Below are 14,847 nucleotides of genomic sequence, written 5' to 3' on the forward strand. Positions count from 1 at the left end.
TCAGGAGGCGTATGTCTGGCGGTCCAGGATACCCATGAGGGAATCCTGCATGGTACTGCAGATATAGCGCACAACGGTATGGCGTGCTCTTTTGTCCTTTTCTCTGATCCAGTCGAGCAGCATCTCGGCAAGCGATTCCATATAGAAGTAGCTGAGAAAGTCCTTATAGCCCGGGTCCAGCGTCTTGCCTGTCGCCTGCTCCGTACCGTCGATGAAGGAGACGATAATGTCAAGAAAATCTGCATAGAAAAAGCGCTTGAGCTCGTCGCGTCCGATCGAGTCGCAGGCACAGTTGAGGATATAATCGTTTTCCTCCACGTAATCCATAACAAAGTTGATCGCTTCTTCGTAATCCTCCACCAGATCAAAATGCTTCACTACTTCGATCGCCTCCTGCTCAAACGTCCACTTGAGCAGTGCGTAGATATCTTCAAAATGATAATAAAAGGTCTTGCGGTTTACATTGCAGTCACGGACCAGATCGCTGACTGTGATCTTCTGGAACGGTTTCTTTTTCATGGCTTTTTTGAGAGATTCTGAAAAGGTTTTTTTAGTATAGAGAGAAATCTCTTCATTTTTCATGGACGCCACCTCCGGTTTAAGATTGTTCCTATTATATCATTCTTTCCCTGAATACAGAAATTAGATTTTTATAAACTTTATTTTTTTTAAATAATTCATCCGTCAATTTTTTCCATTTGTCCGGTTATTATACAAACAGGCTCCATTTGCCCATAATCTTTATATGCGTTTTCTATTACAATACATAGCATTCAAAAAGAGATAAGTTTAGAGCACGCAGATGACAGAAAGGGGAGCTTGTCATGAAAAAATTTTATTCGGGTGTTGTGCGGCACCGCAAATGGATCATGATGTTTTTTGCAGCGGCAACGGTGGCCTGTCTGTTCTTGCAGAGCCTTGTTGCCGTAAATTATGACATCAATGAGTATCTCCCTCCGCAGTCTGCCTCAACGGCAGCGCTGGATGTGATGGAGGAGGAATTTGATGGAGGTATTCCGAATGCGAGGATCATGATCCGCGACGTAAGTATACCGGAGGCTCTTGCATACAAGGAAGAGCTAAAGCAGATCGACGGAGTGCAGGAGGTCACCTGGCTGGATGATACGCTGGATATCACGATGCCGACAGAGATGATGGACCAGGATACGCTCGAATCGTATTACAAGGATCAGACAGCGCTGTTTACGGTGACGATAGATGAGCATAAGAGAGTGCAGGCAGTAGATGCGATCCGGGAGCTGATCGGAGAGGACAATGCGATGACAGGAAGCGCCGTCGCCACTGCGGCAGCGACAGAAAATACGGTGATCGAGGTGCAGCGGATCGCTGCATTTGCAGTACTGTTCGTCTTTTTCGTACTGCTGCTTACGACACAGTCATGGCTGGAGCCGGTCATTGTCCTGCTGGGGCTTGGCGTGGCGATCGCGATCAACGCGGGGACGAACCTGATCTTCGGAGAGATTTCCTTTGTGACAAATGCCGCAGGAAATATCCTCCAGCTTGCCGTATCGCTGGACTACTCTGTATTTCTGATCCACCGCTTTGAGGAATGCAAAAAAGAAAACAGCAATGCCGGGGAGGCCATGGTCGACGCGCTGTGCAAATCGACCGGATCGATCCTTTCCAGCGGGCTGACAACGGTGATCGGTTTTGTAGCGCTTTGCCTGATGCAGTTCCAGATCGGTCCTGACCTTGGCCTTGCTCTGGCAAAGGGCGTAGCGCTGAGTCTGATCACGGTGTTTATTTTTATGCCGGCAGTCATCCTTGCTTCTTACCGGCTTCTGGAGAAAACGAGACATAAGAGCCTGATGCCCTCCTTTGCCCGTTTCGGAAAAGGCGTGACAAAGGTGATGCTTCCGCTGGTGTGCGTATTCGCGGCTGTGATCGTTCCGGCGTATCTGGCGTCGAATTCCAACAAATATTATTATGGAGCAAGCCATATGTTCGGGGAGGGGACACAGACCGGACAGGATATCAAACAGGTAGAAGAGATCTTTGGACAGAGTGACAATTATGTGCTGCTGGTCCCGAAGGGAGATACATCGAAGGAAAAAGCGCTTTCTGATGAGCTGCATAAGCTGCCGCAGGTGACAAGCGTGGTTTCCTATGTCGATATGGCAGGTGCGGAGATCCCGAGAGATTTTCTGGATGCAGATACACTGAAGCTTCTGGAATCGGAGCATTACAGCCGTATGGTGCTCGCGCTGGATACAGACTACGAGGGAGAGGAAACCTTTCAGCTCGTAGAGAACATCCGGTCGCTCGCAAATGAGTATTATCCGGGCACCTATTATCTGGCAGGCGAGGGAGTCAGCACGTATGATCTGATGCATACTGTCACAGACGATATGGTAAAGGTCAACGCACTGGCGATCATCGCAGTACTGGTCGTGCTTCTGGCGCTGCTCCATTCGCTCACCCTTCCGGTGATCCTGGTGCTCAGTATCGAGACGGCGATCTGGATCAATCTGGCGATCCCGTACTTTACCGGTTCAACCGTATTTTATATCGCGTATCTGATCATTGATTCGATCCAGCTTGGAGCGACAGTCGACTATGCGATCCTGTTTTCCGACCGCTACCGCGAGATCAGGCAGAGTCTGGAGCAGGAGGAAAGCCAAAGGCTTCTGGAAGCGCCGGATAACCGGACTGCCGCCCAGAAACGCGCAGCGCGCAGGGAGCTTAAAAAGCGCGCGGCAGCGCAGACCGTTTCCGCAGTCACAGTTTCCGTACTTGTCTCAGGAAGCGTACTGACAGTGGTAGGATTTCTGCTCGGATATATGTCGTCGAATGAGCTGCTTGCTCAGATCGGTATTTTCCTCGGCGTCGGGGCGATCAGTTCTCTGGTCATCGTACTCTTCGTCCTTCCGGGGCTGTTATACCTGTTTGACGGGCTGTTTATATCCCGGAAGCACCATGAAAGATCAGCATCAGACGCAAAAGCAGTGAAGGAGGAATTATGTAATGAATAAGAACAGGACATACGCAAAGACTATGGCAGCAGTTTTAAGCATTACACTGACAGCAGGGATGGCGCTTCCTGCCTGTGCACAGGAGCTTCCCCAGAAGGATGAGAACGTATATGTCAATCTGAACCAGGATGGAAGCGTCTCAGGTGTCTATGTCGTCAATGAATATATGCTGGATGAGGACACACAGATCGTGGATTACGGGAATTATTCTTCCGTAAAAAATCTGACCTCTGATGAGGAGCTGTCTGTGGACGGGGACCAGGTTTTCGCACAGGCAGAAAAGGGAAAGTTTTTTTATCAGGGCGATATAGAGGACCCAAAGCTTCCGTGGACGATCGGTCTGTCGTATACGCTTGACGGAAAGGAAATGACGGCACAGGAGCTGGCAGGCAAGAGCGGCAAGCTCGAGATCCATGTGAGCATTAAAGAAAATCCGCAGGGAAACGATGAGTTCTTTGACAATTATCTCGTACAGGGAACGATCACTCTGAATACCGACCAGTGCACGAATATCAAAGCGGACGGCGCAACACAGGCGAATGTCGGAAAAAACCGCCAGCTGCTCTACAATATCATGGCAGGGCAGGAAAAAGAATTTACTATCTCGGCAGATGTGACAGATTTTGAGATGGACAGCATTTCTTTTCAGGCGGTACCGATGTCCTTTGATATCGACAGCGATTCTCTGGACACGGATGCACTGACCGATAAGACAGACGAGATCAAAGATGCCGCAGGAGAGTTTGATGACGGCGCGGCACAGCTGGATGACGGCGCGCAGGAGCTTCTCGATGGAGCGGGAGCCCTCCATGACGGAGCAGGAGAGCTGGCAGAGGGAGCATCAGAATTAAAGAGCGGGGCAGGAGAGCTGAAGAATGGCTCTACCCAGCTTGCAGACGGAGCAGATACGCTTTATACAGGGGCAAAATCATTAAACAGCGGTCTGAAAACTCTCAAAAGCGGTACGGCAGACTTAAATAACGGACTCTCTGGTCTTGATACAGGAGCAACTGATCTGAAAGATGGAGCAGAGGATTTAAAGGACGGGGCAAAGCAGGCAGAAAAAGGAAGCAGGGAGCTGCAAAGCGGCACAGCCTCCCTGTCCTCCAATCTGGACCTGATGCTGCAAAGTGCGAAAAAGCTGCAAAGCGGACTATTGGAGCTGACAGAGAGCTCGCCTGAGCTTGTGCAGGGGTCGCAGACGATGCTTACGGCATTAAAGCAGATCCAGGACAGCCTTGCGAGCATCACAGTCGGCGGGGAGCAGATGCAGACGCTGCTTGAGAGCTCCGGGGAGATCCTTGCGGCGATCGAAAGAGCCGAGAGCGGAGCGCAGAGTGTGACAGGCGGGCTTGGAAACATCCAGGGAAACTATGCAATGATCGATTCTCTCAAAGCACAGAATCAGAGCGCAGCAGAGTATCTGCGCGGGCTTGCTTCTACAGCCTCCGCATTGTATGCGGCACTGCCGTCTGATCTCGTGGCAAAATATGCAGGAGGCATTGACGTAAACGGTGCGATCGGAAATGCGCAGAATATTGCAGGGCTGCTCGACCAGAACACGGCGGCATTTGGCACACTGACATCAGGCATCGACGCAGTCGCAGGCGGCGCATCTGCACTTGGCAGCGGACTGACGCAGCTGAAAGAAAATTATACAAAGTTCAATGATGAGATACAGAAGCTTCCGGTCATCCTGGAGGCGATGATCACACAGCAGACGCAGGAGCTGAAGGCTGCGATCGATCTGATGACAGAGGAATATGAGAAGCTGGATGCCGGTATCGGGACGTACACGCAGGGCGTGCAGACCGTCAAAGAAGGGTACGATACGCTGTATGGAGCGCTGGAGCAGGTACAGACAGGCGTCAGGACGCTTGCAGAGGGTGCAGGAGAGCTTGCCGCAGGGAACAGCAGTCTTGCCGCAGGAAGCAGCGAGCTCTATGACGGGACTAAGACGCTTCAGGAAGGCGCACAGCAGCTCGCAGCAGGCGGTAAAGAGCTTGCAGGAGGCGCAAAGAGTGCAAAGAGCGGCTCTAAGGAACTGGCGGACGGTGTGAAAACACTCTTAGACGGTGCGAAGGAGCTAAAGGGCGGAAGCAGCCAGCTCTATGACGGCACCCAGGAGCTTTATGACGGAGCAACTGAGCTTCACAGTGGTACCGCACAGCTTTATGACGGCGCGGCCGAGTTAAAGGACGGCACCACAGAGCTGAAGGATGGTACAGGGGAATTTGCAGATAAGACGTCTGATATTGATACGCAGGTCGAGGATGAGATCGACAAGGCGGTAGATGAGATCGCAGGCGGCGACTATCAGCCGGTATCCTTTGTATCAGATAAGAACACGAACGTTGATCTCGTACAGTTTGTCATGAAGACAGATCCGGTCAAGATCGAAGAGGTCGAAGAGCCGGAGACAGAAAGCGAGACAGAGACAGTAGTAGAAAAACTAAAAGACCTGTTTTAAAAAAGAGGGGTGCTGTGGCACGGGGACTTCCAAAAGGTCCACGTGCTACAGCACCTTATAATTATGGGCAATTATTATTGTAAAGAGTATTCTTTTAATTCCTCCAGAAATTCTTTATAGTCGTCATCCGACCAGTAAAACGTCAGTTGTTCCTCAGAATAGTCTTCTGGTCTGTCCTGCATGAAATTATTACCGACATCATAACCGAACCGCTTCAGCACGGTCTGGGCAAATTCTCTGAAAAACATCCCGATCCCGGTTATGACATTTCCATCTTCTACGATTCCCTTATGTATAAAATGTTCTTTTTCAATAAAATCAAATGTGTCTGTCATTTGCATAAAATAGCCTGCTGTAAACTTCCTGCCGCATAAGATCCCGGATTTGGACAGCAGCAGGGGAGATGAGGAAATGGCTGCAAAAACGACGTCTGAGTCCCTTCCGGATCTCAGGAAGCCGATCAGTTTATCATCAAACAATGCCGGAAGAGGATTGATTGTCCCAGGCAGGATCACACAATCATAATCTGTTATTTTGACTTCTTCCGTTACTTTAGTAGGGAGGACCCGCACCCCTTCTTCGCTCATGTATTCTTTAGGCTCTGTCGCGATAAAATCAATTTTTTCACCAAACCAGACAGTCAGTGCAGAGGTAAGGCAGGTTATTTCCTGCAAAGAAAAATCTGGATATAATAAGACAGCAAATTTTTTCATGGGCACTTCCTCCTTAAAAATAAAATAATCTGAATTAATAATATAATTATATAGTTTGCCTGATAAAATTGCAACAGAGTATTCGTCATACGATAATTTAAAAATACAGAGCATAATTTGTGAAAACATTGACGCTCTGATCAATTCAGAATATAATGAAGTTGATTTCAGTGCTGCTTCGGATGACAGTGAAGCCGGCTACAGGGTGCCTGAAAAGAAGATATGGATTAGAGAGGGAAAGGGCTGCTCTGGCCGTATTGCCGACAGATGTTTCTGCTCCGTCTCCGGGCTGCGTATTTCTCGGTATCGAAGGTGAATATATCACAGAAATACAGGCGGCAGTCAATCGGATCAATGAGATCCGTCTGGAAGCCTGCAGGGAGGGGGTGCCGAATCCCAATAATGGAAAACCGCTGACGAAGGCAGATTACGTGCCGGTCAGGTGGTCAGCGGATCTTGAATACATTGCCAGAATCCGTGCGGCAGAGTCGAGCATTACGATGAACCACATTCGTTTGAATGAAAAGCCCTGGTATGATATGACCGGGCCAAACGGCGGAAGCAGCAGCGCAGAGGTGATCGCATGGAACAGCAGCAGGACGATGGTCTGCGGAATCAATCAGTGGTATGAGGAGAAAGCAGACTGGGTAAGCGGAAATCCGTATGCAGTCACCGGCCATTATTCTTCGATGATTGATCCGGCACATCAGTATGTAGGACTGGCCTCCTTTTATCGTTCAGATCTGCCGTGGTTCCAGAACACGACAGTTGGAGAGTATTCGACTGCACAGGGCATGAACGAAGCGCGGGGCAGTGCAGTAAAAAACTGTATACAGACAGTTGAAACAGCGTCGCAGTATCTTATGGCAAACAGCTGTAAAGTGAGTGGGAACGTACCTGAAAAAGCGGGGCAGAGTGGTTCTGTGTATCTGAGTATGGCTGTCAGAGCCGGGAGTGATCCGACTCTGTATCAGACGCACAATCTTCGCGTACTCGGAGCAGTGCGCTGGACTTCATCCGATCCATCCGCAGTATCTGTCTTAGCAGATGGCACAGTGATGGCGAAGAGATGTGGTACAACGGTGCTTACAGGCACAGCGGCAAACGGAACCTCTGCAAGTATCCGCCTGTCGATCGATCATAACTGGGATGGTGGGAGAGTGACAAAGGAACCGACCATTTCCAAAAAGGGAGTAAAAACCTTTACCTGTACGGGCTGTGGTGCGACAAGAACAGAAAAGCTGCCCATCGTTAAGCTGCGTAAGGGAAAAGTATATACGATTGGAAGGTATCGGTATAAGTTGACAAATGCCAGCAAAAATGGCAGAGGAACAGTGGCACTTGCAGGAACGACACAGAAAAAATTTGCGCTCACAGCTGTGAATATTCCCGGGACAGTGAAGATCGGCGGAGTAAAGTTCCAGGTGACGGCAATAGAGAATAAGGCGTTTAAAGGCTATGGCAGGCTGAAAGCCGTCACCATAGGAAAGAATGTCAAAACGATCGGTACAGAAGCATTTTGTAAATGTAAAAGTCTGAAGAAAATGACGATCAAGAGTAAATCCCTGACGAAGGTCGGGAAAAATGCGATTAAAAGTATCGAAAAGAAGGCGGTGATCCGTGTGCCGTCAAGTAAACGCAAGGCGTACAAAAAGCTGTTTCACAGCGGTACAGGATATCAGAAGAGAATGAAGATCAGGTAAGTAGTGAGTTAAATGAGACGGAGGTATTTAGATGTTAAAAAAAGCGTTTTGGGTTCCTTACGAGGATAGCACCCATTATCCAACGGTTACAAAAACTATGGAAGCAATTTCAAAATATTGTGAAGGAAGTGGGGAGTCGTATACTTTTATTACCGATGACGAAGTAGAGATAAACGGAAAAAGATATGAAATATATCGGGGGTATGAAAATGGTAGCAGAGGAAATTACGGTATAAAATGTAAAGAAAAATAATTTCTGATTTAGAAAAACAAAGAAAATGTATAGGACAACGACGCAAAAGTTCAGCAAATGGAGATTATAAATCAGGAAAGTGTGAATGAGGATTGAAGGTGAATCAAACGAAGTTTACATAGTAAAAAAAGCAGTGTGACTTGAATGCTGAGGTGCTGCAACGAGATTTTTAACAATTTGAGGTATATCAAGCAACGTTGTAGGGTATAACACATAAATCTGTTGAACAATAGCAAACTAATGACTATTTTTAAGTTTAATGCGGAGGATGAACCATGAAATCATCATATCTGGTTATTTTGATATATGCTATAGCTGTTGTCGTAATGATTTATTGCGTTGATAATAAAACAGTTTCAATTAGATCTAAAAGCCGAGAGGCTTGCGATGGTTACTATAACGGTAATTTTATTCTCTGCAGGGGGAACATATATCATTGCATTGGCTTTTAAGAATGCAGATAATATCGAACAAGTTGGATCTGCTGATGCATGGATAGGGTTTGCAGGAGCTGGAATGAGTGGAGTAATTACCATGTTGGCGCTGTATTTTACACTCAAGTCCTCAACAAAAGCAAATCAATTATCAGAAAAATTAATGGAACTAGAAGTAGATCACTACAAGTTAGAAATGCGTCCTTTTGCATTTATAAGTAAGTGGGAGGCTTTTAACATCACTTATAAAGAGTTGGCTGATAATCCGACAGAGAAGTATATTCAGATTGGTGAATATAAACAAGGAACGGCTTTGGGAATTGCATTGGAATTAACCAACACAACACAATCATGCATTGGTGTAAGTTACTCCTGTGGTAAATCACAGAATGGTTTAAATGCTTGGGGAAAAGCTGCGGCAAATCAGGAAAATCTCAAAATGATTCTATCCCCGGGCGAAAAAGACCGATTTGTATTTTACGCTTCATCCGAGTTTATGATGAACCAGATACATAATACAACCGTCGTAGAATTGGTTTTAGAAAATAGATTTGCGGAGCGCTACAAAGAAACATTCGAATTAATTATTACAGCCTTATCTAATAAAGCAGCTCTCCCACAGGGAAAATGGTATTGCCATTTATTTGTGCAAAACTATACTATCTGGAGATACAAAAGAAATAAAGCCAATCAAATCGAATGTGTTGAAGAAACTCTTTCGTTTTGACAAACAACCTTCTGAAATAGAACACAGAAGGTTGTTTTATAAAACAAAAATATTAAAAAAGCAATTGTTGATTTGTCTGTGATGCCAACAGCTCAAGTGAGAGCTGTGTTATTTGTCCATCCCGCAGGCAGTCGCTGTCTCGATCAGGCAGCGGTCATTGATGACTGTGTCGTAGAAGCGGTAGCCGCCGGAGAAGTTGCGGGCGTCAAAGCCGTATCCGCAGAGGATCCTGACTGCGATATAGCTGCGCAGTCCGCTCTGGCACATGACATAAACTGTTTTGTTTTTGTCGAGCTCGTCGATATGTTCGCGCAGGTCGTCGACGGGGATATTGATAAAGCCGTCTGCGTGGCCCCGGGCATACTCGCCGGGAGTCCTCACATCGAGAAGGATGACGCTTCCATCGCGCGCAAGGGTCTCCACATCCTCTGCATGAAACTGTTTCAGATGTCCCAGCGCAATATTTTCTATCATAAATCCGGCCATATTGACCGGATCCTTTGCGGAGGAATACGGCGGCGCATAGGCAAGGTCAAGCTCCTTTAGGTCCGTCGCCTTCAGCCCTGCGTAAATAGCTGTCGCAAGAACATCGATCCGTTTGTCGACTCCCTCATATCCGACGATCTGAGCGCCGAGCAGGCGGAAGGTTTCTTTTTCAAAGAGCACCTTCATTGTCATAAGCTTTCCGCCCGGATAGTAACCGGCGTGGCTCATCGGAGAGAGGATCACCTTGTCAGCGTCAATCCCCGCCCTTTTTGCTGTCCGCTCATTGATGCCGGTGACAGCGGCGGTCATGTTAAATACCTTGATGACGGAGCTTCCTATAGAACCTGGATAGTGGCTGTCCTTGCCGCAGATATTGTCTGCCGCGATGCGTCCCTGCCTGTTCGCAGGACCGGCGAGAGAGATCAGCGCATTCTCTTTTGTCACAGCATGCTTTATCTGCACGGCGTCGCCCACTGCGTAGACGTCGGGAGCAGAGGTTTCCATGCGGTCGTTTACGATGATACTGCCCTTTAATCCAAGTGCAAGACCTGCCTGCTGCGCAAGCTGCGTATCCGGGGTAACGCCGATCGCGAGTATGACCATATCGGCATGCAGTGGAGACTCATCCTTTAGCAGGACATCCATACCGCCGTCCTTTTCTTCAAAGCCCTCTACCGTGTGGCCGAGCGCGAGGCGGACGCCGTGTCTGCGCATTTCGCTGTGGATAAAGGATGCCATATCCTCGTCAAACGGGTTCATCAGCTGTTTCGGGCGCTGGACGATCGTAACCTCCATGCCCAGCTCGCGCAGATTTTCTGCAAGCTCCAGCCCGATAAAGCCTCCGCCTGCCAGTATAGCTGATTTTGGCTGATGCTCCTGAGTGAACGTTTTGATGCGGAAGGTATCCTCTACCGTGCGCAGTGTGAAAAGCCTGTCGCTTTCCATGCCGGAAAGAGGCGGCAGTGTCGGTCTGGCTCCGGGAGAGAGCAGCAGCTTGTCATAGCTTTCCTCGAACACTTCTCCGGTCTCTAAATTTTTCACGGAAACGGTGTGCTTTTCTGGATGGATCGCCGTGACCTCGTGGCGTACCTTCATGGCGATGTGAAAGCGCGCATAAAAGCTCTCCGGCGTCTGGAGTGTCAGCTCCTCCGGATCGGTGATCACATCTCCGATATGGTAGGGAAGTCCGCAGTTCGCGTAGGAAATATAACCGGAACGTTCAAAAACAACGATTTCTGCGTGCTCATCTAATCTTCGTATTCTGGCAGCCGCCGTTGCGCCGCCTGCCACACCTCCAACAATGACAACCTTCATATTATCTTTCCACCTTTCCTGTGTAGGAGGCAATGCCACCTATATTTTTTACGTTTGTATATCCCATCTGTGTCAACAGTCCCGCAGCCTGACGGCTCCTGGCGCCCGACTGGCAGTGCACAAAGACAGGCGTTTCTTTTCCCGTGACGATATTCTGGATCCGCTCAATGGACTGCAGGGGGACATTTTTGCTGTTTGGAATATGTCCCTGTGCGTACTCCTGCGGCGTGCGGACATCGAGCAGGATGGCTCCGGCAGTATCTTTATATTCTGTAATACCCTGGTTGATATCCGGGCCTCTGAAAAAATTAAAAAAATTCATGTCTTTCCCTCCGTATTTTTAATAATTTATATTTATTTTTTCACCTTGCAGATCAGCTGTGTCATCGTCCCCATCGGACAGTATACGCACCAGCTGCGCGGCTTATAAAGCACCATAGTCAAAAGTCCAAGTATGGTGGACGTCAGCATCACGCTGTAAAATCCAAAGGCGAATGCAGCGACACCCTCATGGAAGACTGTTCCGTGATACGCCCAGTGCCACGGGAGCTTAAAGGTCCACAGTAGCGTGACTGCCTGCCGCAGATCCTGTGCACCGGAAAAAACAAGACAGGTATTCCAGAGCATCTGGAAGAACATGACAAAGAAGAAAATCAAAAATCCATAGCGGAACCATTTGCTTTTCATCCAGTGCGGAATGTCCTTTTTGCGAGAGAGACCGAAGCGTCCTCCGAGCAATCCAAAAAGCTGTCCCCTGCCGCAGTAGCGGTTACAGTAGCCCTTTGTACCTGTTGCCACAGAGATGATCAGTGGGATAAAGAAGCACAGCAGACCAAGCCAGGCAAAAAGGATATTAAAAAATCCAAGCAGCAGATACGCAAGAGATGCGATCCAGAGATAATCATACCATTTCTTTTTCATTGCGGCACCTCTCTTAGCGTAATGACGGAAGCCGGGCATTCTCTGGCGCATTTGCCGCAGCCAACGCATGCTTCCAGCCGGATCTTTGCCGTGATCCCCTTCCATATTTCAATAGCGTCCCTGGGACAGACCTTTACGCAGCAGCCGCAGGCAACGCAGTCGTCTGTCTCGACAAAGGCTTTTCTCTTTTTCCTGATCTTCGTTTCCATAGCACCCTCCTGTGATTGATGAGACTACGATAACATAGAAAAAGGAAGGAGTCGGTGATATTATCACAGAAAAGAAGGCTGGACAAGGTAGCAGTATGATTGCTTTTTCGAGAATATTTTTGAAGGTTATAAAACTTTTGTAGGACAGGATGAACTGGTATTTTCACAGTTGCAAGGAATTGCGGAAATCTATAAAATTCATGATTCTGTACAAAATCCAGAATCCATTGTCCTTAACAAAGCGGATTATCAGAGATTTCATGACAAAGGAAAATACCTTGCTGCAAAATTGATGACGATTTTTATAGAATATCCGATTATTTTCATAGGTTACTCTATTTCAGATTCAGATATTCAGGCGATTCTTAGCGATGTTGTAGAATGCTTACCATTGGATAAAATAGAAACTTTACAAAAACGCTTTGTTTTTGTTGAATATAAACCGGATTTCATTGGAAGTGAGATAACTTCTCATTCAATGATTATACGCAGTAAATTGTTGGAAATGACTAAAATAACACTTTTAGATTTTAGTCTGTTATATGATGCCCTGTCTGTGAAAAAAGCGGCTTTACTAGTTAAATTATTGCGTAGATTTAAGGATGAGGTTTATACCTTTGCATTGACTCAACAACCGGGACCAACGATGCAGGTTGCTTCGTTGGAAGATGGTCGTATTGATGAAAATATGCTTGCACTTTCGATTGGTTTAGCAACGACTGGCGTATATGGTTTGGCAAGAGCAGCTCGAAGAAGAAATAAGAAACGCTCGGGACCAGAACTCTAAACTGTGGTTACAGGTAAATAAATCATCTGTGCAAGCTGTGGACGAGGCATATAAAAAACAAAAAGAAGCAGAGAAACAATTGCAGTCATTAAAGTATCATGCGGAACAGAATAGAAAGATAGCTGAGACGGAAGTGCGAAAACTGAAAAAAAGAATAAAATTGCAATCAGAGAAGATAAAAGAGATAAAATTTTTCTGTGGAATCGGATATATAGTGGCACTTGTACTTTCAGCTTGTCTTATTAAGATGTACTTCTCGGTTTACTATTTACCATTAAGATGTGCTTTTTGTGATTTTAAATGCGATATTTCGGAATTAAATTACTATTTTTAATAGATTAGATTGTTTGAAACGCATTTTTGTGATATGATGATAAATACCATGTGAACAGATGTTTCAAGCAAATAAGATTGAGGTGAAAAAATGGCAGTTAGTTACAAGAAATTGTGGAAATTGTTAATTGATAAAGAAATGATGAAGAAAGATTTGCGTGCAATGACAGGAGTTAGTACAACAACGATGTCTCGATTATCAAAAGATGAAAATGTAAGTACAGAGATTCTGTCAAAGATATGCTCTGCTTTAAATTGTGATGTGGGAGATATCATGGAATTTGTTCCTGATAAAAAAGAGGAGCAGTAAGGAGGTACGGGAACATGGATCATTCTTATCCTTATATTGCGTCTTTGACCAGAGAGCCATTCCTTTTTTATGAAATGCGTTCCACTGCAAGGCTTATGTCAGAAGGAATTTCTGATGATACGATTGTAAAAGAAATTGTAGCGCAGAATCTCTTCCAGTACCCAACGGAAAAATCCATTACACGCATGGCAAAAGCCTGTATAAAACGGCTTCATGCACTGGAAGATGATTCCCTGGTTTTTGCGATTGCGTCACAGCCAACGGATGTAGCAAAACAGATTTGTCTGTATGCATTGATGAAGCAGAGCCGACTAGTTTGGGAATTTATGCTGACAGTCATTGGTGAGAAGTACAGATTAAGGGACACGTCTTTTGGTAAGATAGATTTGAATACATTTTTTATGCGTTTACAGGAACAAAATGATACCGTAGCTTCCTGGAGCGATAGTACGATAACAAAGTTAAAACAGATTATTGCCAGAGTGCTTGTCGAAACAGAATATCTCGACAACCGAGAGGCAGATCATTTGAATCCAATATGGCTGCATCCTGTTTTGGAGAATGCTATCAGAAGCAATGGCGATACGGCGATACTGCCGGCGTTTAATTGCTTTGTGTAGGAGGTAACCAGATGAGTGAAATAAAAGAGCGCCTGGACAAAGTTCGGGCATTGATTCAGGAATCAGAGTTTCTGGAAGGCAAGGGACTGAGCAATGAAGTGAATATCAGAATCTTTTGTTATGAACCTGAAAATGAAATGGTTGTTCGCCATTTTGTAAATCAGTTGGAAACAGATCAGTCCTTAGATTGCCATTTGATCGTTTGTAATTTATATGAAACATTTCTCTCCATTTGCGATGATATGGACATCACAGATGCGATTCCTGATATGGAAGAAGCTGATGGAAGTGCTTATCTTCTGGAACAGCTCAATTCCGCAATCGGCAATGGAGAATTTATTGATAAAATTCAGTATGAGCCGCATGAACCGGGTGATGTACTGATGCTGACAGGTGTAGGCGAGGTATTCCCGTTTATGAGAATCCATACGTTACTGGAAGCCTTGCAACCGCATTTTTCGGATGTTCCGATTTTGGTTATGTATCCGGGTGAGTTTGATGGTCGTCATGTAAAACTGTTCAATCGTCTGATACCAAATGATTATTACCGGGCATTCAATGTCATAGATTAAGG

General features: G+C 46.4%; 14 protein-coding genes and 1 pseudogene. 9 read left to right on the plus strand and 6 right to left on the minus strand.

The features are described from left to right. Window positions 1-582, minus strand: coding sequence for a TetR/AcrR family transcriptional regulator C-terminal domain-containing protein (locus QOX44_RS07635; protein ID WP_283682432.1), 582 nt, complete (start codon window positions 580-582; stop codon window positions 1-3). 242 nt (window positions 583-824) lie between these two features. Here QOX44_RS07635 and QOX44_RS07640 point away from each other — a divergent pair, with 242 nt between their 5' ends. Both QOX44_RS07640 and QOX44_RS07645 read left to right on the plus strand, forming a co-directional pair. Then, entirely contained in the window at window positions 825-2,993 is a 2,169-nt protein-coding gene (locus QOX44_RS07640) for an efflux RND transporter permease subunit (RefSeq protein ID WP_283682434.1), read from the plus strand. Next, the gene (locus QOX44_RS07645) at window positions 2,986-5,463 is read left to right on the plus strand and encodes a hypothetical protein (RefSeq protein WP_283682437.1); all 2,478 of its coding nucleotides are present in this window, start codon (window positions 2,986-2,988) and stop codon (window positions 5,461-5,463) included. The genes QOX44_RS07640 and QOX44_RS07645 overlap by 8 nt, the downstream gene beginning before the upstream one ends. A 74-nt stretch (window positions 5,464-5,537) precedes the next feature. Here the strand turns inward: QOX44_RS07645 and QOX44_RS07650 are convergent, their stop codons facing one another. Beyond that, window positions 5,538-6,176, minus strand: coding sequence for a DJ-1/PfpI family protein (locus tag QOX44_RS07650; protein ID WP_283682439.1), 639 nt, complete (start codon window positions 6,174-6,176; stop codon window positions 5,538-5,540). Between the two features lie 155 nt (window positions 6,177-6,331). Between QOX44_RS07650 and QOX44_RS07655 the strand changes: the two genes are divergently transcribed. The 3 genes from QOX44_RS07655 (at window position 6,332) to QOX44_RS07665 (ending at window position 9,293) form a co-directional block, all read left to right on the plus strand. Beyond that, the gene (locus QOX44_RS07655) at window positions 6,332-7,879 is read left to right on the plus strand and encodes a leucine-rich repeat protein (protein ID WP_283682440.1); all 1,548 of its coding nucleotides are present in this window, start codon (window positions 6,332-6,334) and stop codon (window positions 7,877-7,879) included. Window positions 7,880-7,910: 31 nt separating this feature from the next. Continuing rightward, entirely contained in the window at window positions 7,911-8,132 is a 222-nt protein-coding gene (locus QOX44_RS07660) for a DUF4318 domain-containing protein (RefSeq protein ID WP_283682441.1), read from the plus strand. Window positions 8,133-8,519: 387 nt separating this feature from the next. After that, entirely contained in the window at window positions 8,520-9,293 is a 774-nt protein-coding gene (locus QOX44_RS07665) for a hypothetical protein (protein ID WP_283682442.1), read from the plus strand. 108 nt (window positions 9,294-9,401) lie between these two features. Here QOX44_RS07665 and QOX44_RS07670 read toward each other — a convergent pair whose 3' ends face one another. Genes QOX44_RS07670 through QOX44_RS07685 form a run of 4 tightly spaced genes read right to left on the minus strand, consistent with a single transcriptional unit; the run spans window position 9,402 to window position 12,223 of the window. Next, complete coding sequence (locus QOX44_RS07670; RefSeq protein WP_283682444.1) at window positions 9,402-11,093, minus strand: FAD-dependent oxidoreductase; 1,692 nt, start codon at window positions 11,091-11,093, stop codon at window positions 9,402-9,404. Between the two features lies 1 nt (window position 11,094). After that, a complete protein-coding gene (locus tag QOX44_RS07675; protein ID WP_283682446.1) occupies window positions 11,095-11,415 on the minus strand; it encodes a rhodanese-like domain-containing protein in 321 nt (106 codons plus the stop codon). A 32-nt stretch (window positions 11,416-11,447) separates the two neighbouring features. Continuing rightward, on the minus strand, window positions 11,448-12,014 hold the full coding sequence (locus QOX44_RS07680; protein ID WP_283682448.1) for a 4Fe-4S binding protein: 567 nt from the start codon (window positions 12,012-12,014) through the stop codon (window positions 11,448-11,450). Beyond that, window positions 12,011-12,223 (minus strand): 4Fe-4S dicluster-binding protein, encoded by a 213-nt coding sequence (locus QOX44_RS07685; protein ID WP_283682449.1) that lies wholly within the window; start codon window positions 12,221-12,223, stop codon window positions 12,011-12,013. Before QOX44_RS07685 ends, QOX44_RS07680 begins: the two co-directional genes overlap by 4 nt. Window positions 12,224-12,329: 106 nt before the next feature. On the opposite strand from QOX44_RS07685, the pseudogene QOX44_RS07690 reads away from it, so the two are divergent. The 4 genes and pseudogenes from QOX44_RS07690 to QOX44_RS07705 form a co-directional block, all read left to right on the plus strand. Further along, a pseudogene (locus QOX44_RS07690) lies at window positions 12,330-13,010 on the plus strand (SIR2 family protein); the annotation flags it as partial. Between the two features lie 424 nt (window positions 13,011-13,434). Further along, entirely contained in the window at window positions 13,435-13,653 is a 219-nt protein-coding gene (locus tag QOX44_RS07695) for a helix-turn-helix domain-containing protein (RefSeq protein ID WP_002578407.1), read from the plus strand. Between the two features lie 14 nt (window positions 13,654-13,667). Further along, on the plus strand, window positions 13,668-14,273 hold the full coding sequence (locus QOX44_RS07700) for a DUF1819 family protein (protein ID WP_283682452.1): 606 nt from the start codon (window positions 13,668-13,670) through the stop codon (window positions 14,271-14,273). An 11-nt stretch (window positions 14,274-14,284) separates the two neighbouring features. Continuing rightward, entirely contained in the window at window positions 14,285-14,845 is a 561-nt protein-coding gene (locus QOX44_RS07705) for a DUF1788 domain-containing protein (RefSeq protein WP_283682454.1), read from the plus strand. The last annotated feature ends 2 nt before the right edge of the window (window positions 14,846-14,847 follow it).

This window comes from Parablautia sp. Marseille-Q6255 (assembly GCF_951230155.1).
GTDB lineage: Bacteria > Bacillota > Clostridia > Lachnospirales > Lachnospiraceae > Choladousia.